The 21,269-nt window shown below is 74.0% G+C and carries 24 protein-coding genes and 1 riboswitch; of the genes, 9 read left to right on the top strand and 15 right to left on the bottom strand.

What is annotated here, in order from left to right; all coding sequences use genetic code 11:
- Positions 1–83: 83 nt before the first annotated feature.
- The 6 genes from ACZ3IJ_RS22410 to ACZ3IJ_RS22385 all read right to left on the bottom strand — a co-directional run bounded on the left by ACZ3IJ_RS22410 (position 84) and on the right by ACZ3IJ_RS22385 (position 5,221).
- Positions 84–2,042, bottom strand: a complete 1,959-nt coding sequence (locus tag ACZ3IJ_RS22410) for an FUSC family protein (RefSeq protein WP_467470735.1) — start codon at positions 2,040–2,042, stop codon at positions 84–86.
- 113 nt (positions 2,043–2,155) lie between these two features.
- Entirely contained in the window at positions 2,156–2,395 is a 240-nt protein-coding gene (locus ACZ3IJ_RS22405; protein WP_391800228.1) for a DUF2630 family protein, read from the bottom strand.
- A gap of 26 nt (positions 2,396–2,421) precedes the next feature.
- Positions 2,422–3,438, bottom strand: coding sequence for an endonuclease/exonuclease/phosphatase family protein (locus tag ACZ3IJ_RS22400; RefSeq protein WP_467470733.1), 1,017 nt, complete (start codon positions 3,436–3,438; stop codon positions 2,422–2,424).
- A 4-nt stretch (positions 3,439–3,442) separates the two neighbouring features.
- Entirely contained in the window at positions 3,443–3,910 is a 468-nt protein-coding gene (locus tag ACZ3IJ_RS22395; RefSeq protein ID WP_467470731.1) for an FxLYD domain-containing protein, read from the bottom strand.
- On the bottom strand, positions 3,907–4,374 hold the full coding sequence (locus ACZ3IJ_RS22390; protein WP_467470729.1) for a DUF7144 family membrane protein: 468 nt from the start codon (positions 4,372–4,374) through the stop codon (positions 3,907–3,909). The genes ACZ3IJ_RS22395 and ACZ3IJ_RS22390 overlap by 4 nt, the downstream gene beginning before the upstream one ends.
- Positions 4,375–4,441: 67 nt before the next feature.
- A complete protein-coding gene (locus tag ACZ3IJ_RS22385) occupies positions 4,442–5,221 on the bottom strand; it encodes an alpha/beta fold hydrolase (RefSeq protein ID WP_467470727.1) in 780 nt (259 codons plus the stop codon).
- A gap of 74 nt (positions 5,222–5,295) precedes the next feature.
- Here ACZ3IJ_RS22385 and ACZ3IJ_RS22380 point away from each other — a divergent pair, with 74 nt between their 5' ends.
- From ACZ3IJ_RS22380 to ACZ3IJ_RS22355, 6 genes are all read left to right on the top strand, one after another.
- The gene (locus tag ACZ3IJ_RS22380; RefSeq protein WP_467470725.1) at positions 5,296–6,636 is read left to right on the top strand and encodes an aminotransferase-like domain-containing protein; all 1,341 of its coding nucleotides are present in this window, start codon (positions 5,296–5,298) and stop codon (positions 6,634–6,636) included.
- A 16-nt stretch (positions 6,637–6,652) separates the two neighbouring features.
- A complete protein-coding gene (locus tag ACZ3IJ_RS22375; RefSeq protein WP_352187373.1) occupies positions 6,653–7,126 on the top strand; it encodes an RrF2 family transcriptional regulator in 474 nt (157 codons plus the stop codon).
- A gap of 259 nt (positions 7,127–7,385) precedes the next feature.
- On the top strand, positions 7,386–7,817 hold the full coding sequence (locus ACZ3IJ_RS22370; protein WP_467470834.1) for a RidA family protein: 432 nt from the start codon (positions 7,386–7,388) through the stop codon (positions 7,815–7,817).
- Positions 7,818–7,993: 176 nt separating this feature from the next.
- A complete protein-coding gene (locus tag ACZ3IJ_RS22365; protein ID WP_467470723.1) occupies positions 7,994–8,467 on the top strand; it encodes a hypothetical protein in 474 nt (157 codons plus the stop codon).
- A 152-nt stretch (positions 8,468–8,619) separates the two neighbouring features.
- On the top strand, positions 8,620–9,588 hold the full coding sequence (locus ACZ3IJ_RS22360) for an ATP-binding cassette domain-containing protein (protein ID WP_467470721.1): 969 nt from the start codon (positions 8,620–8,622) through the stop codon (positions 9,586–9,588).
- Positions 9,585–10,445, top strand: coding sequence for an ABC transporter permease (locus tag ACZ3IJ_RS22355; protein ID WP_467470719.1), 861 nt, complete (start codon positions 9,585–9,587; stop codon positions 10,443–10,445). Before ACZ3IJ_RS22360 ends, ACZ3IJ_RS22355 begins: the two co-directional genes overlap by 4 nt.
- 80 nt (positions 10,446–10,525) lie before the next feature.
- Here the strand turns inward: ACZ3IJ_RS22355 and ACZ3IJ_RS22350 are convergent, their stop codons facing one another.
- Genes ACZ3IJ_RS22350 through ACZ3IJ_RS22335 form a run of 4 tightly spaced genes read right to left on the bottom strand, consistent with a single transcriptional unit; the run spans position 10,526 to position 13,143 of the window.
- On the bottom strand, positions 10,526–10,897 hold the full coding sequence (locus ACZ3IJ_RS22350) for a VOC family protein (RefSeq protein ID WP_391800149.1): 372 nt from the start codon (positions 10,895–10,897) through the stop codon (positions 10,526–10,528).
- 45 nt (positions 10,898–10,942) lie between these two features.
- The gene (locus ACZ3IJ_RS22345) at positions 10,943–11,365 is read right to left on the bottom strand and encodes a universal stress protein (protein WP_467470718.1); all 423 of its coding nucleotides are present in this window, start codon (positions 11,363–11,365) and stop codon (positions 10,943–10,945) included.
- Between the two features lie 56 nt (positions 11,366–11,421).
- Positions 11,422–12,048, bottom strand: a complete 627-nt coding sequence (locus ACZ3IJ_RS22340) for an FMN reductase (RefSeq protein WP_467470716.1) — start codon at positions 12,046–12,048, stop codon at positions 11,422–11,424.
- 3 nt (positions 12,049–12,051) lie between these two features.
- Complete coding sequence (locus ACZ3IJ_RS22335) at positions 12,052–13,143, bottom strand: LLM class flavin-dependent oxidoreductase (protein WP_467470713.1); 1,092 nt, start codon at positions 13,141–13,143, stop codon at positions 12,052–12,054.
- Between the two features lie 171 nt (positions 13,144–13,314).
- On the opposite strand from ACZ3IJ_RS22335, the gene cbiE reads away from it, so the two are divergent.
- Entirely contained in the window at positions 13,315–14,565 is a 1,251-nt protein-coding gene (gene cbiE / locus ACZ3IJ_RS22330) for a precorrin-6y C5,15-methyltransferase (decarboxylating) subunit CbiE (protein WP_467470711.1), read from the top strand.
- On the top strand, positions 14,562–15,311 hold the full coding sequence (cobM, locus tag ACZ3IJ_RS22325) for a precorrin-4 C(11)-methyltransferase (RefSeq protein WP_391800154.1): 750 nt from the start codon (positions 14,562–14,564) through the stop codon (positions 15,309–15,311). Before cbiE ends, cobM begins: the two co-directional genes overlap by 4 nt.
- Positions 15,312–15,395: 84 nt before the next feature.
- Here the strand turns inward: cobM and ACZ3IJ_RS22320 are convergent, their stop codons facing one another.
- Together ACZ3IJ_RS22320 and ACZ3IJ_RS22315 are read right to left on the bottom strand one after the other, a co-directional pair.
- The gene (locus ACZ3IJ_RS22320) at positions 15,396–15,470 is read right to left on the bottom strand and encodes a 50S ribosomal protein bL37 (protein WP_099895366.1); all 75 of its coding nucleotides are present in this window, start codon (positions 15,468–15,470) and stop codon (positions 15,396–15,398) included.
- A 100-nt stretch (positions 15,471–15,570) separates the two neighbouring features.
- The gene (locus tag ACZ3IJ_RS22315) at positions 15,571–16,689 is read right to left on the bottom strand and encodes a cobalt-precorrin-5B (C(1))-methyltransferase (protein ID WP_467470709.1); all 1,119 of its coding nucleotides are present in this window, start codon (positions 16,687–16,689) and stop codon (positions 15,571–15,573) included.
- A gap of 12 nt (positions 16,690–16,701) precedes the next feature.
- Between ACZ3IJ_RS22315 and ACZ3IJ_RS22310 the strand changes: the two genes are divergently transcribed.
- Positions 16,702–17,451, top strand: coding sequence for a cobalt-precorrin-6A reductase (locus ACZ3IJ_RS22310; RefSeq protein ID WP_467470707.1), 750 nt, complete (start codon positions 16,702–16,704; stop codon positions 17,449–17,451).
- Between the two features lie 48 nt (positions 17,452–17,499).
- On the opposite strand, the gene ACZ3IJ_RS22305 is transcribed toward ACZ3IJ_RS22310, so the two are convergent.
- Genes ACZ3IJ_RS22305 through ACZ3IJ_RS22295 form a run of 3 tightly spaced genes read right to left on the bottom strand, consistent with a single transcriptional unit; the run spans position 17,500 to position 21,070 of the window.
- Complete coding sequence (locus ACZ3IJ_RS22305; protein WP_467470705.1) at positions 17,500–19,008, bottom strand: precorrin-2 C(20)-methyltransferase; 1,509 nt, start codon at positions 19,006–19,008, stop codon at positions 17,500–17,502.
- Entirely contained in the window at positions 19,005–19,640 is a 636-nt protein-coding gene (locus ACZ3IJ_RS22300; RefSeq protein WP_391800229.1) for a precorrin-8X methylmutase, read from the bottom strand. Before ACZ3IJ_RS22300 ends, ACZ3IJ_RS22305 begins: the two co-directional genes overlap by 4 nt.
- 14 nt (positions 19,641–19,654) lie before the next feature.
- Positions 19,655–21,070, bottom strand: coding sequence for a cobalamin biosynthesis protein CobG (locus ACZ3IJ_RS22295; RefSeq protein ID WP_467470832.1), 1,416 nt, complete (start codon positions 21,068–21,070; stop codon positions 19,655–19,657).
- A gap of 45 nt (positions 21,071–21,115) precedes the next feature.
- Positions 21,116–21,250: riboswitch (cobalamin riboswitch) on the top strand.
- Positions 21,251–21,269: the final 19 nt, after the last annotated feature.

Raw genomic sequence — 21,269 nt, 5'->3', positions numbered from 1 at the left:
CCTGACGGATTCCGGTAACGGCGGATGGAACGTTCCGTTCTGTGACCGCCGGTAAGGGCATCCGTACGCCCCCGGTGGGGTGTTTAGCCCGATGCCGCGCGGGGAGTGGCGATCGCACGGGCCGCCGTCACCTCGGCGCGGAGCGCGGCGAGGACGCCCTCCTCGTCGCCGTCCAGCTCCGCCCGGACCTCCACGAGCACGTCGGTTCCGCGCAGTCCGTCGGCGAGTTCCCGCAACTGCTGTTCCAGTTGCGCGGCTTCTTCCGGATCGGGGGGCGGGGCGCCGTGGTCCACGCGGACCCGGGCGGCCGTCGTCGCGTCGACGATCCGCTCCACGGCGACGACCAGCGGCCACCAGGCGGAGGCGACGGCGCCGGTCGGCGGCGGTTCGGTGAGGGCGCGCTGGAACTCGGAGCGTACGGCGGAGAGATCGCGGTACAGCTTCCGCCGGGCCCGCAGCCGGGCCCCCGGGTCCTCGTCCTCCGGCGGGCAGAACGCCTGCGCCACATAGGCCGCCGAGTCGGCGACGGAGTCCGCGAGCCGGTCGCCGACCCGGCTGTGCCACGACTCCGGCCAGAGCAGGTAGCCGGCGACCAGCGCGATCCCGCAGCCGATGAGGGAGTCGTAGAACCGGGGCAGTACGAGGTCGAAGCCCTGCTGGTTGAGGAGGTCGGAGAGCAGCAGAATGACGGGGGTGATCGCCGCGGTCTGGAACGCGTACCCCTTCGCGGAGAAGGCGGGGATCAGCCCGGCGAGGACGACCATCACCGGTACGTACCACCAGCCGCGCGGCACCTCGGCGAGCACGAGCGCGGCGGTGACCAGCCCGAAGGCCGTACCGAGGGCGCGCAGTACGGCCCGGGAGAAGACCGAGCCGAAGTCCGGCTTCATGACGAAGGTGACGGTGAGGGCGACCCAGTACGAGCGGGGTACGTCGATCACCGAGACCACCGTCTGGGCGAGGCCGATGCAGAGCGCGAGCCGCAGCCCGTACCGCCAGGAGGCTTCGGAGAGCAGCACGCCGCGGACCGTCCGGCGGGTCCTGACCCGCAGCGCCGCGGGGCGCCCGAGGCGGTCGTCCACGTTGTACGGGTTCGGCTCCGCCGCGCGGACGACGTTCGCCGCGTGGCGCAGGGCCTGGTCGACGGCCCTCTCGGAGGGCCGCGTGGCGGCGGGCAGGTCGAGTTCGGGGACGTCGGTACGGCCCTCCGCGACCGCGTCGGCGAGTTCGCGCACGGCGGCCGGGACCGCCGGGGACAGGGGGCGGCCGAACCGGCGGGCGGCGACATGGGCTGCCGGGGCGGCCTCCACGAGCGCGATGACCGCGTTGAGCTGGGCGAGCAGCCGGACGAGGATCGGCGCGCGGCCGTGCTCGCGGGCGCGGCGGGCGAGGACGAGGTCGTACGACTGGTTGAGGGAGGCGGTGACGTCCTGCCGCCGCTCGTCGTACGCGTCCGTGCCGGCGGCTTCGAGGACGTCGGCGACGGCCCGGTAGGTCCCCGCGACGGCGGTCCGCTCGGGGACCCCGCCGCGCAGCGGCCAGCCGAGCAGGGTCAGGGCGAGGACGACGGCCCCGCCGAGCCCGAGCAGCAGGGGCGGTCTCCACCACGGGTCGGGCATCGGCAGTCCGGCGCCGACCACCGCGTTGAGGAGCAGCAGCAGGCCGGAGACGGAGGCGACGGCGCCGATCGAGGAGATCATCCCGGAGACGAGCGCGATCAGCGTGAGCACGCCGACGGCGAGCCAGCCCTCGCCGTACACGAGGCTGCCGAGAGTGACGCCGAGGGCGCCGAAGAGCTGGGGGACGGCGATGTTGTAGAACCGCATGCGGTACGCGTCCGCGGTGTCGCCGATGACCCCGGAGAGGGCGCCCATGGAGACCAGGGCCCCGTAGACGGGCTGGTCGACGGCGAGTCCGACGGCGAGCGGGGCGGACAGTGCGACGGAGGCGCGGGCGACGGCCGCCCAGGGGACGGGCGCGGGGGCGGGACGGAGCCCGGCGGTCAGCCAGGGCGGTGGGGTGAGCCGCGCGGGACGTGCCATGGGCTCACGGTACGTGGGCGGGGGCGAGTCGTCCGGCAGGCGGGTGCGGGCGATTGCGGGCAGGTGCAGGCGGGTACGGGCAGGCGCAGGCGCGTGCGGGCAGGCGCAGGCGGTCAGCTGCGGTAGCCCTCCACCTCCGCCGCCGGGCGGACGGCCGCCGTGTCCGGGTCCTCGCCGAACTCGACCTTGGCGCGGCGCTGGCGCAACAGGTCCCAGCACTGGTCCAGTTGCACCTCCAGCTCGGCGAGCCGCGTCCGCTCCTCCGGGAGGAGGCCGCCCATACGCTGCCGCAGGGCCCGCTCCTCTTCGACGAGGGCGCCGATGTTCGTGAGGATCTGCTCGTCGTCGTACATCCGGTCCATGGTTCCAGCGTCGCCGATCAGCGCCCGGCGTGCAGGTCGAGCCCGGTCAGGACGGCCCGGTGGTCCGACCCCGCCAGGTCGAGGAACCGCACGTCGCGCACCCGGAAGTCGTCGCTGACCAGCACGTGGTCGATCTGGACGTACGGCGGCAGGGGCAGCTCCCGCGGCCACGTCGGCGTCCGCGCGGCGCCCGCGAGCCGTGCCGCGTCGTGCAGTCGGCCGGCGTCGAGGACGGCGCGGAACGCGGCGTGGTCCTGGGAGGCGTTGAAGTCCCCGGCCAGGAGCACGGGGCCGCCGTCGCGGTGCGCGGCGGCGAACGCCTCCACCCGCCCCAGCTCGCGCTTCCACAGGCCGACCTGTCCGGGGAGCGGCGGCAGCGGGTGGGCGAGCCGCAGCTCCACGTTCCGGCCGCCGATCCGGGCGGAGGCGCCCGGCATGCCCATCGCGGCGGGGACAGGGGGACGTGCGGTGAGGGGGTACGCGCTCAGGACGACCGAGCCGGTCGAGCCCTCGCCGTCCACGACCGCCCGGTGCGGATGGCTGACGGCCAGGGCGGCGGTCAGGGCGCGGGCGCAGGCGGGGTCGCACTCGGAGACGTACACGAGCTGCGGCCGCTCCCGTCGGACGGCCTCGACGAGGGCCCCGGTCGCCTGGCCGAACTCGACGTTGGCGGTGAGCACCCGGAGCCGTTCGACGACGGGGCCGCGGGCGGTGGTGGTGTCCGGCCCGTAGGGCAGCGTGAACCAGGCCGTGACGGCGAGGGCGAGGACCGCGAAGCCGGCGAGCGCCCGCCGCCGGGCGGCGAGCGCGAGCAGCGCGGCGAGGCCGGCCGGGACGGTGAGCCAGGGCAGGAACGACAGCGCCTGCGGAACGGGGGTGACCGCGTCGGTGCCGAGGAGGCGGCAGCCGGCGACCACGGCCGGTACGGCCACGAGCAGGGCCGCGGCCCAGGTGGCGAGCCGCCGCCCGGGCCGGGGGGAGTTCGGAGGGGACGCGGGGCCGGAGGGCCGGTGCTCTGCCAGGACGTGCTCCACCCCGTCAGTGTCGCAGCGCCTGCTGGATCTCCGCCTTCGGCTCCCCCGAGAGGGAGCGGTTGCTGCGCGCCGTACCGGTCTTGGAGCCGCCCGGCTCCACGCCGTCGATGTTGAGGACGACGGCGTCCAGCAGATTGCCGTCGGCGTCACGGAAGTTGACCCAGACCGTGTAGTCGGCGTTCTTGTCCGTGGGGTTGGTGGCGGTGATCTCGGCGGTGACCCGGTCGCCGTCCGTCTGCGTCGCTCCGGCCTTCACGTTGTCGGTCGCGTTCACCCCGTCCTTGACCTGGTTCATCTTCTCCTGGGCCGCCGAGGCGGCCGCCGCCGTGGCGGAGGAGACGATGTCCCCGGCCTTCTGCTGGCTCTCCTCGGTGCAGCCGGTGACGGTCACGGCCAGTGCGAGGAGGGCGGTGGCGCAGACGGAGCGGGTCCGGGTGCGGGCGGCGCCGGGACGGGTGGCGGCGCCGGTCATGCCGGGGCCGCCCTGTCCTTGCCGAAGGAGGTGTCGTCCGTGGCCAGCGCCCAGATCACGAAGATCGAGATCGCCATGGAGAACAGCGCCCACCAGGGGTGGTACGGCAGGAAGAGGAACTGGGCGACGACGTTCAGGGAGGCCAGCGTGATGCCGCCCATGCGCCCCCACTCGGAGCCCTTGAGGATCCCGGCGCCGGCGACGGCGACGAGGATGCCGAGGACGATGTGGACCCAGCCCCAGCTCGTCAGGTCGAACTTGAAGACGTAGTCCCCGACGCGGGTGTAGACGTCGTCCTCGGCCACGGCGGCGATGCCCTGGAGGACGTCGAGGATGCCGATGACGAGCATCAGGACGCCGGCGAACAGGGTGCCGCTGGAGGCCCAGGCCGAGCTCGACGAGGGCTGGGGCGGACGCGGCGGCGGGGGTGAGGGCGGGGGCGGGGGTGCGGTGTGCTGGCTCATGGGCCCATCGTGCGGCGGCCGGTCCGTGAGCGAACGTCCAGCTGGGCCGTACGGGTGAGGCCCGGGCTCAGAGCGTGTCGAGGAACGCGGCGAGCGCGGCGTCGAACTCCTCCGGCCGCTCCAGGTTCGGCAGGTGCGCCGCGCGCTCGACGACCACGAGCGTGGAGTGCGGCAACGCCGCGTGCATCGCCTCCGCGTCCGTGACGGGGGTGTACGTGTCGTCCCGGCCGACGACCACCAGCGCGGGTACGGAGACGGTGGTGAGCAGCTCGCGGTAGTCGGGCCGGTCGGCCCGGCCGCGCAGCGCCGCCGCCGCGCCCTCGGGGTCGGTGGCGCACATCATCCGGTGGACGTGGGGCGCGGCGTGTGTGTTGTACGGGGCGACCATCCGATCCAGGACCTCGTCGGCGTACCCCTTCATGCCCTCGCGGACCAGCCGGTCGGCGAGGGCGCGGCGGCCCGCCCTCCCCTCCTCGGTCTCGGCGGCGGGGAACGTGTCGGCGAGGACCAGGCCGCGGATCCGGCCGGGGAAGAGGCGGTAGCACTCCATGACGATCTGGCCGCCCATGGAGAGGCCGCCGAGGACGAACTCCTTGATGCCGAGGTGGCCGAGGAGCGCGGCGAGGTCTCCGGCGAAGGCGGAGAGCGGGGTGGTGCCGGGCACGACGGTGGTGGCACCGTAGCCCCGCAGATCGGGGGCGACGACCCGGTGCGTGGCGGAGAAGCGGTCGATCTGGGGCCGCCACATCGTGCGGTCGAAGGGATGGCCGTGGACCAGGACGAGCGCGGGGCCCGCTCCCTCGTCCTCGTAGCGGATCGTCAGTCCGTCGAGCTCTGCGGAAGGCATGGTCAGAGGCTAGGCAGTCCTCGTTTCTCGGTGCAATGACATCCTTTGCTCTCGGTGCAATGAGAGGGAGCCCGATGGAGGAGTACCGCCGGATCGCCGACCGTGTCGCGGAGCGGATCGCGGACGGGCGGCTGCGCCCCGGCGACCGGCTGCCGCCGCAGAGGGTCTTCGCCCGGCGGCAGCGGATCGCCAACTCGACCGCGATCCGGGTGTACGGAGAGCTGGCGCGCCGGGGTCTGGTCGTGGGGGAGGTGGGGTGCGGCACCTTCGTACGGGCGGCTCCGCCGTCGGCCGGGGCCGCGGTCGCGCTCGCCGAGGCCACCGGGCACGCGCCGGTCGACCTCCAGCTCAACTACCCGGTGATTCCGGGGCAGTCGGAGCTGATGGCGCGGGCGCTCGTCTCCCTGGCCCGCCCCGATGTGCTGGCCGGCGCGACGAACGGCCCGGCGGCGGCAGCCGGGACGCCCCAGGCGCGCGCCGCCGCCGTCCGGGTGCTCGCGCGGCGGGGCTGGGAGCCCGAGCCTGAGCGGGTGCTCTTCGCGGGCAACGGCCGCCAGGCCATCGCGGCGGCGCTCGCCGCGCTGGTGCCGCCCGGGGGTGTGCTGGGCGTGGAGGAGCTGACGTATCCGCTGGTCAGGACGGTGGCGGAGCGGCTGGGGGTGCGGCTGGTGCCGATCGCGCTCGACGAGGAGGGGATACGGCCGGACGCGCTCGCGGCGGCGGTCCGCGCGCGATCGCTCTCCGCCGTGTATGTCCAGCCCACCCTGCACAACCCGCTCTCCGTGACGGCGGGTCCGGAACGTCGGGCCGAACTGGCGGGCGTGCTGCGGGAGTCGGGGCTGACCGCGATCGAGGACACCACGTGGGCGTTCCTGGTGCCGGACGCCCCGGCGCCGCTGGCCGCGCACGCCCCGGAGCGGGTGGTGCTCGTCGACAGCCTCTCCAAGCGCCTCGCACCCGGGCTGACCGTAGGCCATCTCGTGGCTCCGGCGGGCCTGGTGGAGGAGCTGGCGGGGGCGCTGCGCTCCGGCGCGTGGACGGCGGGCGGGCTGGCGCTCGCGGCGGCGACCCGGTGGGCGGCGGACGGCACGGTGGCGGAGGTGGCGGCGGGGAAGCGCGCGGACGCGGCGGCCCGGCACGCGCTGGTGCGGCGGCATCTGGGCGGGTACGAGATCCGCACCTCGCCGCAGGCGTACTACTGCTGGTGGGAGCTGCCCGCGCCCTGGCGGGCCGAGACCTTCGTGGCCGCGGCGGCGGAGCACGGGATCGCGCTGACCCCGGGCGCGGACTTCGCGGCGGGGGGTCGCGGCGCGGCGGGCGCGGTGCGGGTGGGGCTCGCCTCGCCCCCGCTGCCGGTCCTGGACGACGCGCTGCGGCGGCTTTCCGGGCTTGCCTCCGGCATCCTGGATATTTAATATCCAGAATATGAGGATGAACGAGGGCGTCGAGTGGGCGTTGCACAGCTGCCTCAACCTGGCCTGGATCGGGCCGGAGCGGGCGGTGACGGCGGCGCGGCTCGCGGCCTACCACGAGCTGCCCTCGGCCTACCTCAACAAGCAGCTCCAGGCCCTCTCCCGGGCCGGGATCGTCAGCTCCGTCTCCGGCCCCAAGGGCGGCTTCCGGCTGGCCCGGCCGCTCGACCGGATCACGCTCATGGACGTCGTCACGGCGATCGAGGGCCCGGAGGAGGCGTTCCGCTGCTCCGAGATCCGGCAGCAGGGGCCGGGCGCCGGACCGGCCGGGAGCTACGCGGCCGAGTGCGCGATCGCGGGCGCGATGGGGGCGGCCGAGCTGGCCTGGCGGCGGGAGTTGGCGGCCCGCACCCTGGACGACGTCCGGCAGCGGGCGGAGCTCCAGGCGCCCGCGGCCCCGGAGCGCATCCGCCACTGGTTCGCCAACGCCTGACGTGCCCACCGGGCCGTTCTCGACGCGCCCTCCCTTCGACGGGAGGGCTTTTCAAGGGGGTGATTCTGGATGTTTGATATCCAGATTGAGAAGGGGGCGGCGCGGCAAGAGGGCCGTGCCCGGGTCGCGGCCGTCACTCGGCGCCCTCCTCGTCGGGCTGCTCGTCGACGCGACCGCGCTCACCGCGCCGCTCTCCGCGGGTGCCGCGCTCACCGGCCGCCTGCCTGGCGGCCGTAACCTCCGGAAGGAAGCACAGCTCATGACCACCATCCCGGCTGTCACGGCCACCGACGCGCGCACGATCACCAACCCGGCGACCCTCCACGACCCGTCCCCCTTCGGTTACAGCCACGCCGTCTCCGCCCCCGGCGAGCTGGTCTTCATCGGCGGCCAGTACGCCTCGGACGAGACCGGCGCCCCCGTCCCCGGGGACTTCGCCGCCCAGGTCGAGCTGGCCTTCACCAACCTCCGGCGCGCGCTGGAGGGCGTGGGGCTCGGCTTCGAGCACGTCGTACGCCTCGGCTCGTACATCGTCGACCACGACCTCGCGAAGCTGGAGGTCCTCGGCGGGGCGCTGCACGGCGCCTTCGGCGACCGGCTGCCCGCGCAGACGCTCAGCGGCGTCGCCGCGCTCGCGCTGCCGGGGATGCTCTTCGAGATCGACGCGGTCGCGGTCCGCCCGGCGGTGTGACCGCCTCCGGCCCCGCCTCAGCCCGAACCGACCGGCCCCGAGGCGCCGGCCGACGCCGGCACGGGACGGGGGCGAGCGCCGGCCGGCGCCTGCCCCCGTCCCGCCCGGTTGCGGCGGCGGGGGCTGCGGGTGTGACCTAGAGGGTGCAGGGGGGCGAGAGTGAAGGAGCTCCTGCCATGGCCGCACACGCAGCGATGCCCGCCCGGAGGCATCTGAGTACCCAAGGCTTGGTCCTGCCCCTCACGCTGGGCTTCGCCTACGGCTTCTGGGCGGCCGCGATCGTCCGTGACGGAGGGATCATCGACTGGGGCGAGGTCGTCCTCGGCATCGTCTCCGGAGCCGTGCTCGCGGGCGCCGTGTACGCACTGCGCCAGTGGGGCCACGTCCTGCCGCGCGAGGTGCACGCGGCGGCCTGGGGCGTGCTCACCGGCTGCGCCGTCGGCTTCCTCTTCAGCCTCTCGGGCCCGAGCGTGTACTCGGCCACCGTCCTCGGCCTGGTCGTCGCCGGGGGGACCATCATCGCCGCGTTCTACTGGCTCTACACCCACGAGGACGTCGGGGCCGTGGAGCGCGCCGTGGTCCGGCACCAGCACCAGCACCCGACCGTGATGCCGGCGAACGGCGGGGCCCAGGCCCCGAGACGCCGGTAGAGGCGAGGAACAGGCCTCCCGGCTCCGCCTGTCGTGGTGGGGCCCGGCTCTCTGCGCCGGACGGGGGAGATCGGGTCGCTCTCTGGCATACGGGCCGCGTCCGTCGGAGACTGGGTGGAGCGGACCGCATCCGGCAGCCTGGAGGCACACGCATGACCGACCTCGCCATCGAGACGGAGGGCCTGGTCAAGGTCTTCGGTACGAACCGTGCCGTCGACGGTGTCGACCTGCGGGTTCCGGCCGGTACCGTGTACGGCGTCCTCGGCCCCAACGGCGCGGGCAAGACCACCGCCGTCAAGATGCTCGCGACCCTGTTGCGTCCCGACGGCGGGCGGGCCCGGGTCTTCGGCAAGGACGTCGTCGAGGACGCCGACACCGTGCGCGGCCGGGTCAGCCTCACCGGTCAGTACGCCTCCGTCGACGAGGACCTCACCGGCACCGAGAACCTCGTCCTGCTCGGCAGGCTCCTCGGCCACAGCCGCTCCGCCGCACGGGACCGCTCGGAGCAGCTGCTCGCCGCGTTCGGACTGGCGGAGGCCGCCGACAAGCAGATCAAGAACTACTCGGGCGGGATGCGGCGCCGTATCGACATCGCCGCGTCCATCCTCAACACCCCCGACCTGCTCTTCCTCGACGAACCGACCACCGGCCTCGATCCGCGCAGCCGCAACCAGGTCTGGGACATCGTCCGCGCGGTCGTCGCCCAGGGCACCACGGTCCTCCTCACCACCCAGTACCTGGACGAGGCGGACCAGCTCGCCTCCCGTATCGCCGTCATCGACCACGGGAAGGTGATCGCGGAGGGTACGAAGGGCGAGCTCAAGGCCTCCGTCGGCTCGGGATCGGTGCACGTACGGCTCCGGGACGCCGAGCAGCGCCCGGAGGCGGAGCGGGTCCTGCGGGACGCCCTGAAGGCCACGGTCCAGCTCGACCCGGACCCGGTCGCCCTCACCGCCACCGTCGACGGCCACGGCACGGACCTCGGCGCCGCCGAGCAGGCGGCCCGGGCGCTGGCGGAGCTGTCGCGGGCCGGCATCACGGTCGACAACTTCGCGCTCGGCCAGCCCAGCCTCGACGAGGTGTTCCTGGCGCTGACGGACAGGAAAGGAACGACGGCATGACCACCGTCACCACCGGCAAGGAAGCGGCCGACACGCTCGACTTCGTCGCCCCGAAGGCGGACGAACTCGCGGCGCTCCTCGTGGGCGGGACCCGTCCGCCGCGCCCAAGCGCGCTCTCCGCGTCGATGACCTTCGGCTGGCGGGCCATGCTGAAGATCAAACACGTGCCGGAGCAGCTGTTCGACGTGACGGCGTTCCCGATCATGATGGTGCTGATGTACACGTACCTCTTCGGAGGCGCGCTGGCCGGCTCGGTCTCGGCGTACATCCAGTTCCTGCTGCCGGGCATCCTCGTGATGAGCGTCGTGATGATCACGATGTACACGGGTGTCTCGGTCAACACGGACATCGAGAAGGGCGTCTTCGACCGCTTCCGCACGCTGCCGATCTGGCGGCCCGCCCCGATGGTCGGCTATCTGCTCGGTGACGTCGTGCGCTATCTGATCGCGTCGGCGGTCATGCTCACGGTCGGCATGATCATCGGCTACCGCGCGGACGGCGGTGTGGTCGGCGTACTGCTGGGGGTCGCGCTGCTCCTGGTGTTCTCGTTCGCGTTCTCGTGGATCTGGACGATGTTCGGACTGATGCTGCGCAGCGAGAAGTCGGTCATGGGCGTCAGCATGATGGTGATCTTCCCGCTGACGTTCCTGTCCAACGTGTTCGTCGACCCGAGCACGATGCCGGGCTGGCTGCAGGCGTTCGTGAACAACAGCCCGGTGACGCACGTGGCGACGGCGGTACGGGAGTTGATGGCCGGGAACTGGCCGGCGGCGGACATCGCCTGGTCGCTCGGGTGGTCCGCGCTCTTCGTGATCGTCTTCGGTGCGATCACGATGCGGCTCTACAACCGCAAGTAGTCACCGCCGCGCGTGGTGACCGCCGTACGTGCCGCCCGCCGTACCTGCTGACCTCGGCACGGCGTCACCGCCGTGCGGGGTCACTGCCCTCGCGGGGTGGTCTGCTGGACCGCCCAGCGGTTGCCGTCCGGGTCGGCGAAGTACACGAAGGAGCCCCACGGCTGGTCGTCGATCTCGCTGGTCTCGATCCCGCGCCGCTTGAGGTCGGCGTGCGCCTCCTCGATGTCCGTCACGACGACCTGCATGTTGTCGAGGGAGCCCGGCTTCATCTCCGTGATGCCCTTGCCGAAGGCGATGGAACAGGCCGAACCGGGCGGGGTCATCTGGACGAAGCGGATGTCGTCGCTGACGGGGAAGTCGTGGTCGAGATGGAAACCCACCTGCTCGTAGAAGGCCTTGGCCCGCTCGATGTCGGTGACGGGCACGCCGATCAGTTCCAGCTTGATGTCCATGAGGGCATCATGCGCCCGCCGACGGCCGGTTGCACGGCAACCGGCTCATTCGCCCCGGACCACGACCACCGGGCACGGGGCGTGCTGGGTCACCCGGGTGGAGACCGAGCCGAGCAGTGCGGCCTTGAAGCCGGCGCGGCCGCGGTCGCCGACGACCAGCAGGGTGGCCCCCTCGGCCTGGTCGATCAGGGCCTGGGCCGCGTTGCCGCCGACGACCGTGCGGGTGACGCCGGCGGCGACGGACGGGTCCAGCGCCTTGGCCAGTGACTCGTCCAGGAACTGTTCTGCGAGCATCTCGGGGTTGAAGTCCGGCGGCACCCCGGGCGCGGCCGTCCAGGACGCCGGGTACTCCCACCCGATCACCGCCTGGAGGGAGTCCCCGGTGAGGGCGGCCTGGGCGGCCGCCCACTTCAGCGCCTTCAGGGACGGCTCCGACCCGTCCACGCCCACCACGATCCTGCCGGCCATGTCGATCTCCGCTCGTCGTACGGCACATCTGCCCCCGACGCCAACGTAAGAGCGGATCAGTCCAGGCGCAGGTCGGCGAGTTGCCGCTCGAACGGCACGACCTCGTCCTCGTCCGCGTCGCCCGCCGGGCCCCTGGCCGCGACCAGGTCGGCGAGTTCGTGGCCCGCCCGGGCGATCCGGGACGGGAGGCCGTCGGTGTATTCGTCGCCGCCCGAGCCCCAGTCCTCCGAGGCCGCGTAGACGGCCGTCGGGACGACCAGGGCCCGCAGATAGGCGAAGAGCGGGCGCAACGCGTGGTCGAGGACGAGGGAGTGCCGGGCCGTTCCGCCGGTCGCGGCGATCAGCACGGGCGTGCCGGTCAGCGCGACCGGGCCGATCAGGTCGAAGAAGGACTTGAACAGACCGCTGTACGAGGCGGTGAAGACGGGGGTCACCGCGATCACCCCGTCGGCACCGGTCACCGTGTCGATCGCCTCCTGGAGCTGCCCCGAGGGGAAGCCGGTGACGAAGTTGTTCGCGATGTCGACGGCGATGTCCCGCAGCTCGACGACCCGGACCTCGACGATGTACTCCTGTTCGGTCAGCCGCGCCTTCGCCGCCCCGGCGAGGCGGTCGGCGAGCAGCCGGGTGGAGGAGGGGCTGCTCAGACCGGCCGACACGGCCACCAGCTTCAGGGTCTGCATGACTTACGCCTCCTGGTTGTCGGTGCCGGTGCGGGTGACGGCGGGGTGGAGCGGGGCGGTCTCGGGGACACCGGCCGGCCGCAGGTTGGCGAACTCCTTGCGCAGCACGGGGACGACCTCCTCGCCGAGGATGTCGAGCTGCTCCAGGACGGTCTTCAGCGGCAGACCGGCGTGGTCCACCAGGAAGAGCTGGCGCTGGTAGTCGCCTACGTACTCCCGGAAGGACAGGGTGCGTTCGATGACCTCCTGCGGCGAGCCGACCGTCAGCGGGGTCTCGCGGGTGAACTCCTCCAGGGACGGGCCGTGGCCGTAGACGGGCGCGTTGTCGAAGTACGGGCGGAACTCCCGTACGGCGTCCTGGGAGTTCTTCCGCATGAAGACCTGGCCGCCGAGGCCGACGATCGCCTGCTCGGCCGTGCCGTGGCCGTAGTGCGCGTACCGCCGGCGGTAGAGACGGACCATCTTCTCGGTGTGCTGCTTGGGCCAGAAGATGTGGTTGGCGAAGAAGCCGTCGCCGTAGTACGCGGCCTGCTCGGCGATCTCGGGGGAGCGGATGGAGCCGTGCCAGACGAACGGCGGCACTCCCTCCAGCGGGCGGGGCGTGGCGGTGAAGCCCTGGAGGGCGGTGCGGAACTTGCCCTCCCAGTCGACGACGTCCTCCCTCCACAGCCTGTGGAGGAGGGCGTAGTTCTCGATGGCGAGCGGGATGCCCTGGCGGATGTCCTGACCGAACCACGGGTAGACCGGGCCGGTGTTGCCGCGGCCCATCATCAGGTCCACGCGGCCGTCGGCGAGGTGCTGCAGGGTGGCGTAGTCCTCGGCGATCTTCACCGGGTCGTTGGTGGTGATCAGCGTCGTGGACGTGGAGAGGATCAGCTTCTCCGTGCGCGCGGCGATGTGTCCGAGGAGGGTGGTCGGCGACGACGGCACGAACGGCGGGTTGTGGTGCTCGCCGGTCGCGAAGACGTCGAGGCCGACCTCCTCGGCCTTGAGCGCGATGGCGACCGTGTTCTTGATCCGCTCGTGCTCGCTCTGGGTGCGGCCGGTCGTGGGGTCGGTCGTGACGTCACCGACGGTGAAGATCCCGAACTGCATCGTGCTCACCTCTCGCCTCGGGGGCTGTTGGTTGAATCGTAAACTATCTCGCTCAACGGCGCATCCCCGCGTCCCATTCCCGGCCCCCTCCAGGTCGCCGGCTCCTCGTCCACGTGGGCCGGAACGCCCAGAAGCAGGGTGCGGGAGGGGCCTCCCGTAGAGTTCGCCGACGTGAGTACCGTTCCTCCAGCTGCGATATCGGTCGTCGGGATCGGCGCGGACGGCTGGGACGGCCTTCCCGCGCGCTCCCGCCGCGTCCTCGGCGCCGCCGAGGTCCTGATCGGCGGCCCCCGTCAGCTCGGCCTGCTGCCCGCCGCCGAGTGCCCCGGAGAGCGGATCGCCTGGCCTTCGCCGCTGCGGCCCGCCGTCCCCGGACTCTTCGCCGCCCACGAGGGCCGGCGGATCGCGGTGCTGGCCAGCGGCGACCCGATGTTCTACGGCATCGGCCGGACGCTCGTGGAGACGCTGGACCCCGAGCGCCGCGCCGGCCTGAGGGTCCTCCCGCACCCCTCCTCCGTGTCGTACGCCTGCGCCCGCGTCGGCTGGGCCCTGGAGACCGTGGAGACGGTCTCCCTGGTGGGCCGCCCCCTCGCCGCGCTCTCCGCGTCGCTGCACGACGGCCGACGGGTGCTCGTCCTCAGCGAGGGCGCCGAGACGCCCGGCGCGGTCGCGGCGCTGCTGCGGGAGAAGCGCTTCGGAGCGACCCGGATGCGGGTCCTGGAGCAGCTCGGTTCGGACCGCGAGCGGACCGTCGACGGCACGGCCGACGCCTGGCCGCCGCACGAGCGGGTCGACCCCCTGAACGTGATCGCCCTCGACCTCGTCCGCTCGCCGGGCGCGCCGCGCCTCGGCGCCGTGCCCGGGCTGCCGGACGAGGCGTACGAGCACGACGGCCAGCTCACCAAGCGGTACGTTCGCGCCGCGACGCTCGCCGCGCTCGCCCCCGCGCCGGGGGAGCTGCTGTGGGACATCGGCGGCGGCTCCGGCTCGATCGGCATCGAGTGGATGCGTACGGAACGGTCCTGCCGGGCCGTCGCCGTGGAGAAGGACCCCGTGCGGGCCGCCCGGATCGAACGCAACGCCGCCGCCCTCGGCGTCCCCGCGCTGCGGGTCGTGACCGCCGCCGCGCCCGGCGGCCTGGCCGGCCTGCCCGTCCCGGACGCGGTCTTCATCGGCGGCGGCCTCACCGCGCCGGGCCTGCTCGACGCGTGCTGGAACGCCCTGCCCGCGGGCGGACGGCTGGTCGCCAACACCGTGACGCTGGAGTCCGAGGCGCTGCTCGCCCGGTGGTACGGCGAGCACGGCGGGGAGCTGGTCCGGCTCGCCGTCGCCCAGGCCGTCCCGGTGGGCGGCTTCACCGGCTGGCGCCAGGCGATGCCGGTCACACAGTGGTCCGTAACGAAGGCAGGAGCTGGAGCATGACCGTCTACTTCATCGGAGCGGGCCCGGGCGCGGCCGACCTCATCACCCTGCGGGGCGCCCGCACCCTCGCCTCCTGCGGGGTCTGCCTGTACGCGGGCTCCCTGGTCCCGCGCGAACTGCTCGCCGAGTGCCCGCCGGACGCGCGGCTGGTCGACACCGCGGACCTGGACCTGGACCGGATCGTCGCCGAGATCGTCCGCGCCCACGAGGCCGGGCAGGACGTGGCGCGGCTGCACTCCGGCGACCCGTCCGTCTTCAGCGCGGTCGCCGAGCAGATGCGCCGGCTCGACGCGCTGGACATCCCGTACGAGGTCGTCCCCGGCGTCCCGGCGTTCGCCGCCGCGGCGGCCGCGCTCAAGCGGGAGCTCACCGTCCCGACGGTGGGCCAGACGGTCATCCTCACCCGCATCGCCCAGCAGGCCACGCCCATGCCGGAGGGCGAGGACCTGGCGACCCTGGGCCGCAGCGGCGCCCTCCTGGTGCTCCACCTGGCCGCCCGGTACGTCGACCGGGTCGTCGCCGAGCTGCTCCCCCACTACGGCGCGGACTGCCCGGCCGCGGTCGTGGCGATGGCCAGCCGCCCGGACGAGATCGTGCTGCGGGGCACGCTGGAGGACATCGCGGGGCAGATGAAGGAGGCGGGGATCACCAAGACGGCGGTGATCCTGGTCGGCCGCACGCTGGCGGCCTCGCAGTTCCGTGACAGCCACCTCTACGACCCGGCGAGGGACCGTCACACCTGCTGAACGGGGAGCGGTGGCCGGTGGGCCGGCGCCGCCCCCCTCCACGCGCCCGGGCCGGACACCCCGGTGGGTGTCCGGCCCCGGCTGTCAGGCGTTCGGCCGCTTGCCGTGATTCGCCTTCTTCTTCTTGCGGGCGCGCTTCTTGTTGCCTCGCTTCGCCATGGGGCACATCCCTCTCTCGTGGGGGCACTGCCCTCGCAAGCCTAGGTTCGGAGCTCGGGGGCCGCATCCCGTGTCGCACGGCCGGTGAGCCCGGCCGCCGTCACGGTCCGGCGGGTTCCGCTCGGCCCACCACCGTGCCCGCGCGGTCGATGCAGACGACGTCGACCGCGACCGGGGCGCCGCGCAGGACCGCCAGGGCCTCGTCGCGGGCGCGGGCGGCCACCAGGTCGCCGAGGGGCACGCCCGCGGCCTCGCAGAGGCGGAGGGCCGCCAGGCCCGTGTTCGCCCCGGCGATCTCCGCGGCGAGGGCCTCCGACGCACCACCCGTGCGGGCCAGGTCCGCGAGGAAGGCCTTGTCGACCTGGGAGCGGGCCGAGTGGAGGTCCAGATGGCCCGCGGCCAGCTTGGAGAGCTTGGCGAAGCCGCCGCAGACGGTGAGGCGGTCGACCGGGTGGCGGCGGACGTACTTGAGGACGGCGCCCGCGAAGTCGCCCATGTCGAGCAGGGCGATCTCCGGAAGGTCGTAGAGCGTCGTCACCGTCCTCTCCGAGGTGGAGCCGGTGCAGCCCGCCACATGCGTCAGACCCGCCGCGCGCGCAACGTCCACGCCCCGGCGGATGGAGTCGATCCAGGCCGAGCAGGAGTACGGCACGACGATCCCGGTCGTCCCCAGGATCGACAGGCCGCCGAGGATCCCGATCCGCGGGTTCCACGTCGAGCGGGCGATCTCCTCGCCGTGGTCGACGGAGACCGTGATCTCCACGTCGCCGCCCGCGCCGTGCGCCGCCGCGACCTCCGCCACGTGCTCGCGCATCATCTGCCGCGGGACCGGGTTGATCGCCGGCTCGCCGACCTCCAGGGGGAGGCCCGGCAGGGTGACCGTACCGACGCCGGGACCGGCGCGGAACACGACGCCCGAGCCGGCCGGGAGGAGCCGTACCGTCGAGCGGATCAGCGCCCCGTGGGTCACGTCCGGGTCGTCGCCCGCGTCCTTCACGACCGCCGCCATGGCGTGGTCCGCCGTCAGCTCCTCCGCCGCGAGCGCGAACGCCGGGCGGCCGCCCTTCGGCAGGGTGATCGTCACGGGGTCGGGGAAGTCGCCCGTCAGGAGCGCCGTGTACGCGGCCGTCGTCGCCGCCGTCGCGCACGCCCCGGTCGTCCACCCGGGGCGCAGACCGGTGTGCTTGAGTTGGGCGTCGCGCCCGCCGCCTGCGCTCATGAAAGGGCTCCCGTGCACGTACTCATTCTCGGCGGGACCACCGAGGCCCGCGCCCTCGCCGCGCGACTCCACGCCACCGTACGGGTCACCAGCTCGCTCGCCGGGCGGGTCGCCGCCCCCCGGCTGCCCGTCGGGGAGGTCCGGATCGGCGGGTTCGGCGGCGTGGACGGGCTCGTGGAGTGGGTGCGCGCGCACGCCGTGGACGTGCTCATCGACGCCACCCATCCCTTCGCGGAGAACATCAGCTTCAACGCGGCCCGGGCGGCCGCCACCGCCCATGTTCCCCTGCTCGCCCTGCGCCGCCCCGGCTGGGTCCCGGCGGCGGGGGACGACTGGCACCCGGTCTCCTCCCTGGAGGAGGCGGCACGGGCTCTGGACGGGCTCGGGAGCAGGGTGTTCCTGACGACCGGCCGGATGGGGCTCGCCGCCTTCGCCGACTGCCCGCAGCGGTTCCTCGTGCGGTCGGTGGACGCCCCCGAGCCCCCGATGCCCGCCCGCACCGAAGTCCTCCTGGACCGGGGGCCGTTCACCCTGGAGGGAGAGCGGGAGCTGCTCGCCCGCCACGGCATCGACGTCCTCGTCACCAAGGACAGCGGGGGTGCCGCGACGGCCCCCAAGCTCGCCGCGGCCCGCGAGGCGGGCATTCCGGTGGTCATCGTCCGCCGCCCGCCGGTCCCGCAGGGCGTACCGGTGGCGGCGACCCCGGAGGAGGCCGCCGCATGGGTGCGGGGGCGGGCGGAGGCACCTCCGCCGCGGGCGTGAAGGCCCCGCTCCCGCCTACGCCTCGGGGGCCGTCGCGGCCCTTCCCGCCTACGCCTCGGGGTAGCGCCGGGGCGTCCAGGTGATCGTGCGGCCGTCGCCGCGCTGGACCGCGCGCGTCTGGGACGAGCCGATGAGCAGCAGCGTCCGCATGTCGACCTCCGACGGCTCCAGCGTCTTCAGCGTCACCACCCGTACCGACTGCTCCGGGCCGCCCACGTCCCGCGCCACGACCACCGGGGTCTCGGGGGAGCGGAGTTCGAGGAGCAGGTCACGGGCGGCCGCCACCTGGTGCGTACGGGACTTCGAGCCCGGGTTGTAGAGCGCCAGGACCAGGTCCGCCGAGGCCGCCGCGCGCAGCCGCGCCGCGATGACGTCCCAGGGCTTGAGGCGGTCGGAGAGGGAGACGGTCGCGTAGTCGTGGCCCAGCGGGGCGCCCGCCGCGGCCGCCGCCGCGTTCGCGGCCGTCACGCCCGGGAGGACCCGTACCGGAACGTCCGCGTACCGCTCCTCCGACGCCACCTCCAGGACCGCCGTCGCCATCGCGAAGACGCCCGGGTCGCCGCCCGAGACGACCGCGACCCGGCGCCCGCGCCGGGCCAGGTCGAGGGCGAACTCGGCGCGCTCGGACTCGACCTTGTTGTCCGAACCGTGCCGGAGCTGGCCGGGACGCAGCGCCGGGACCCGGTCGAGGTACGTGGTGTAGCCGACCAGGTCGTCGGCGTTGACCAGCGCGCCGCGCGACTCCGGGGTCAGCCAGGGCGCGCCCGCGGGGCCCGTGCCGACGACGACGACCTCGCCGCCCGTCTCGCGGGACTCGGGGGCGACGGCGTCGATACGGGAGGGCAGCACGGCCACCGAGAAGTACGGCACCGTCTCGGCGTCGACCTCGGAGAGGACCGCCGTCCGCTCGCCCGCCATGAACGCCCGCTCCACGTAGCGGGCGTCCTCCAGCCGGCCCGCCCGCTCCAGGGCGCGCCGCACGGTCGGGAACGTGCGGCCGAGCTTCATCACGACCGCCGAGTCCGTGCCCGCGAGGCGGGCCGTCAGCTCGTCCTCCGGCAGGGTGCCGGGGATGATCGTCAGGACCTCCTCCGCCTCGCACAGCGGCTCCCCGAGCCGGGCGGCGGCGGCGCTGACGGAGGTGACACCGGGGATGACGGTGGTGTCGTAGCGGTCCGCGAGGCGCTTGTGCATGTGCTGGTACGAGCCGTAGAAGAGCGGGTCGCCCTCGGCGAGCACGGCCACCGTGCGGCCGGCGTCCAGGTGGGCGGCGAGACGGGCGGCCGCCTCCTCGTAGAAGTCGTCGAGCGCGCCACGGTAGCCGCCGGGGTGGTCCGTGGTCTCCACCGTGAGCGGGTACATCAGCCGCTCCTCGACGTGGTCCTCGCGGATGTGCTCGGCGGCGATCGAGCGCGCGATGGAGCGGCCGTGGCGGGCGGAGTGGTAGGCGATCACGTCGGCGGAGGCGATCGCCTTCACGGCGGCCACCGTCATCAGGTTCGGGTCGCCGGGGCCGAGGCCGACTCCGTACAGCCTGCCGGGGGTGGTGGCGCTCATGCCTGGATCTCCGCTTCGGTCGCGATGGCGTTGATCGCGGCGGCGGTCATCGCGCTGCCGCCGCGCCGGCCGCGTACGACGAGGTAGTCGAGGCCCAGGGTCTGGTCGGCCAGCGCGTCCTTGGACTCGGCGGCGCCGATGAAGCCGACCGGGATGCCGAGGACGGCCGCCGGGCGTCCGGCGCCCTTCTCGATCATCTCCAGGAGGCGGAAGAGGGCGGTCGGGGCATTGCCGATGGCGACGACCGAGCCTTCGAGGCGGTCGCGCCAGAGTTCGAGCGCGGCGGCGCTGCGGGTCGTGCCGAGCTCGGCGGCGAGCGCGGGCACGGACGGGTCGGAGAGCGTGCACACCACGTCGTTGTCGGCGGGCAGCCGCTTGCGGGTGACGCCGCTGGCGACCATCTGCGCGTCGCAGAGGATGGGCGCGCCGGCGCGCAGGGCGGCGCGGGCGCGGGAGACGACCTCGGGCGAGTACGCGAGGTCGCGGACGAGGTCGACCATGCCGCAGGCGTGGATCATGCGCACCGCGACCTGGCTGACGTCGGCGGGCAGACCCGCCAGATCCGCTTCGGCGCGGATCGTGGCAAAGGACTGGCGGTAGATCTCCGCGCCGTCCTTCTCGTAGTCGAACATCCTGTTGCTCTCGCTCATCTCGTTGGGGTGCGGGCCGCCGCGACGGCGTGGGGAAGGTCTGTACGGGGGGTGGGGCGGCCGTCCACGAGGTAGTGGCCGTCGTCGGTGGCGACGACGTCGACCCAGGCGCGGCCCTGCGGGTGGCCGCACCGACGCTCGCACCCGGAGAAGTGGACGGGGAGACCGCCGCGGCCGGGAGTGGCGTCGGCGCGCACGTCCGCGAGGGACTTGGCGCAGCCGGGGCGCCCGGTGCAGGCGCCGACGCCGACCCAGGGGTCGGCGGGCCGGGTGATGAGGCCGGCCGCGTCGAGCTCCGGCAGTCGCTCGGGGGAGGCCCCGACGACGACGGCACCACGCCAGGGCGTGAGCCGCACCTCGTCGGCGGGCAACAGCGCCCGGAGTTGGGCGGCGGTCAGCCGCCCGAGGGGCGCGAGCACGTGCAGCGCGCGCCCGCCGAGCGCTCCGGGCTCGGGCGGAGCGCGGTGCGGCAGCGGCGGTGCGGGGGTGACGGGGCGGGCGTCGACGCCGGCCCGCGCGAGTGCGGCGGCGAGGTCGAGGAGGCCGGTCTCGGCGTTCGCCGCGCCGGCCCCGTCCTCCGGGCCGTCGGCGCCCGGCAGCCCGTTCGGGCCGGCGGCGTCGGTGGCTTCCGCTTCCGGCGCTCCGGAGCGCGGCAGTTCCTTCACGCGCCACGCGCCGTTTCCGGCGTCCTGTGCGGCCCGCAGGAACGCGTCGGCCGCGGCGAGCGCGGCTCGCGGCGCGTCGGCACCTGCGACGCGGAACGCCTGTCCGCCGACGCACAGCAGGGCGTCGGCGGCGCGCGGCGCGGGGCCGACGCTCCCGCTCGCCGTGGCTCCGCCGGGCGACGGGCTCGTGCCCGTCCGGTCGGCGTCCGGCCGGGGGCCTTCTGCGATCAAGGTCACATCTCCGCCCAGCCCCGCCACGTCGCCGCGGCCGTCGTCCAGGGCGAAGAGGAAGCGGCCCGAGAGGGCCGCCGTCCAGGGGGTCGCGCACAGCAGCGCGTCCAGCTCGCGGGCCCACAACTGGACGTCCGCGTGGCCGAGTCCGTCCAGTGTGGCCGCCGGGGAGGCGACGATGTTGCGGACCCGTTCGTGGGTGGTCGAGGGGAGGAGGCCCGCCTCCGCCAGGCGGTCCGCCAGTTCCGCGCCGCAGCCCTCGCCGAGGCCCCGCAGCTCCACGTTCCCCCGGGACGTGACCGTCACCCGTCCGTCGCCCAGGGACTCCGCCGCCGACGCCAGAACCTGGACCTGACGAGACGTCAACAACCCTGCGGGCAGGCGCAGTCGGGCCAGGCGACCGTCGTCGGCGGGGTGCAGTCGGAGCGCCCCGGGGCAGGCGTCGCCACGGTCCCGTATGAGAGGTTCGCCCTGGTTGGGCGCAGGGGGCGTGGTGGGCGGCATGGCGGCGAGCATACCCACGTGAATCCGGGTGACCCCCCGGGCCGCCGAGCGCACGATCTACTATGCAGATCGGCATGGGGTCCCAGGACCCCGGGGAGGAAGCCCGGTGAGAATCCGGCGCGGTCCCGCCACTGTGAGCCGGGTCCCGGAAGGGGCCGGGTGAGTCAGGAACTCCTGCCGTCCACACGACCACCCGGGGCGCGGACAACCC

It is taken from the genome of Streptomyces sp. NPDC013317 (assembly GCF_055563155.1).
The sequence above is the reverse complement of the archived record's forward strand: the minus strand, read 5'-3'. Positions and strand labels throughout refer to the sequence as shown.

Coding starts and splice junctions, on each gene's coding strand:
- ACZ3IJ_RS22410 (WP_467470735.1), bottom strand. CDS start 2,042: ATGGCACGTCCCGCGCGGCTCACCCCACCGCCCTGGCTGACCGCCGGG.
- ACZ3IJ_RS22405 (WP_391800228.1), bottom strand. CDS start 2,395: ATGTACGACGACGAGCAGATCCTCACGAACATCGGCGCCCTCGTCGAA.
- ACZ3IJ_RS22395 (WP_467470731.1), bottom strand. CDS start 3,910: ATGACCGGCGCCGCCACCCGTCCCGGCGCCGCCCGCACCCGGACCCGC.
- ACZ3IJ_RS22390 (WP_467470729.1), bottom strand. CDS start 4,374: ATGAGCCAGCACACCGCACCCCCGCCCCCGCCCTCACCCCCGCCGCCG.
- ACZ3IJ_RS22385 (WP_467470727.1), bottom strand. CDS start 5,221: ATGCCTTCCGCAGAGCTCGACGGACTGACGATCCGCTACGAGGACGAG.
- ACZ3IJ_RS22380 (WP_467470725.1), top strand. CDS start 5,296: ATGGAGGAGTACCGCCGGATCGCCGACCGTGTCGCGGAGCGGATCGCG.
- ACZ3IJ_RS22375 (WP_352187373.1), top strand. CDS start 6,653: ATGAACGAGGGCGTCGAGTGGGCGTTGCACAGCTGCCTCAACCTGGCC.
- ACZ3IJ_RS22370 (WP_467470834.1), top strand. CDS start 7,386: ATGACCACCATCCCGGCTGTCACGGCCACCGACGCGCGCACGATCACC.
- ACZ3IJ_RS22365 (WP_467470723.1), top strand. CDS start 7,994: ATGGCCGCACACGCAGCGATGCCCGCCCGGAGGCATCTGAGTACCCAA.
- ACZ3IJ_RS22360 (WP_467470721.1), top strand. CDS start 8,620: ATGACCGACCTCGCCATCGAGACGGAGGGCCTGGTCAAGGTCTTCGGT.
- ACZ3IJ_RS22355 (WP_467470719.1), top strand. CDS start 9,585: ATGACCACCGTCACCACCGGCAAGGAAGCGGCCGACACGCTCGACTTC.
- ACZ3IJ_RS22350 (WP_391800149.1), bottom strand. CDS start 10,897: ATGGACATCAAGCTGGAACTGATCGGCGTGCCCGTCACCGACATCGAG.
- ACZ3IJ_RS22345 (WP_467470718.1), bottom strand. CDS start 11,365: ATGGCCGGCAGGATCGTGGTGGGCGTGGACGGGTCGGAGCCGTCCCTG.
- ACZ3IJ_RS22340 (WP_467470716.1), bottom strand. CDS start 12,048: ATGCAGACCCTGAAGCTGGTGGCCGTGTCGGCCGGTCTGAGCAGCCCC.
- ACZ3IJ_RS22335 (WP_467470713.1), bottom strand. CDS start 13,143: ATGCAGTTCGGGATCTTCACCGTCGGTGACGTCACGACCGACCCCACG.
- cobM (WP_391800154.1), top strand. CDS start 14,562: ATGACCGTCTACTTCATCGGAGCGGGCCCGGGCGCGGCCGACCTCATC.
- ACZ3IJ_RS22315 (WP_467470709.1), bottom strand. CDS start 16,689: ATGAGCGCAGGCGGCGGGCGCGACGCCCAACTCAAGCACACCGGTCTG.
- ACZ3IJ_RS22305 (WP_467470705.1), bottom strand. CDS start 19,008: ATGAGCGCCACCACCCCCGGCAGGCTGTACGGAGTCGGCCTCGGCCCC.
- ACZ3IJ_RS22300 (WP_391800229.1), bottom strand. CDS start 19,640: ATGTTCGACTACGAGAAGGACGGCGCGGAGATCTACCGCCAGTCCTTT.
- ACZ3IJ_RS22295 (WP_467470832.1), bottom strand. CDS start 21,070: ATGCTCGCCGCCATGCCGCCCACCACGCCCCCTGCGCCCAACCAGGGC.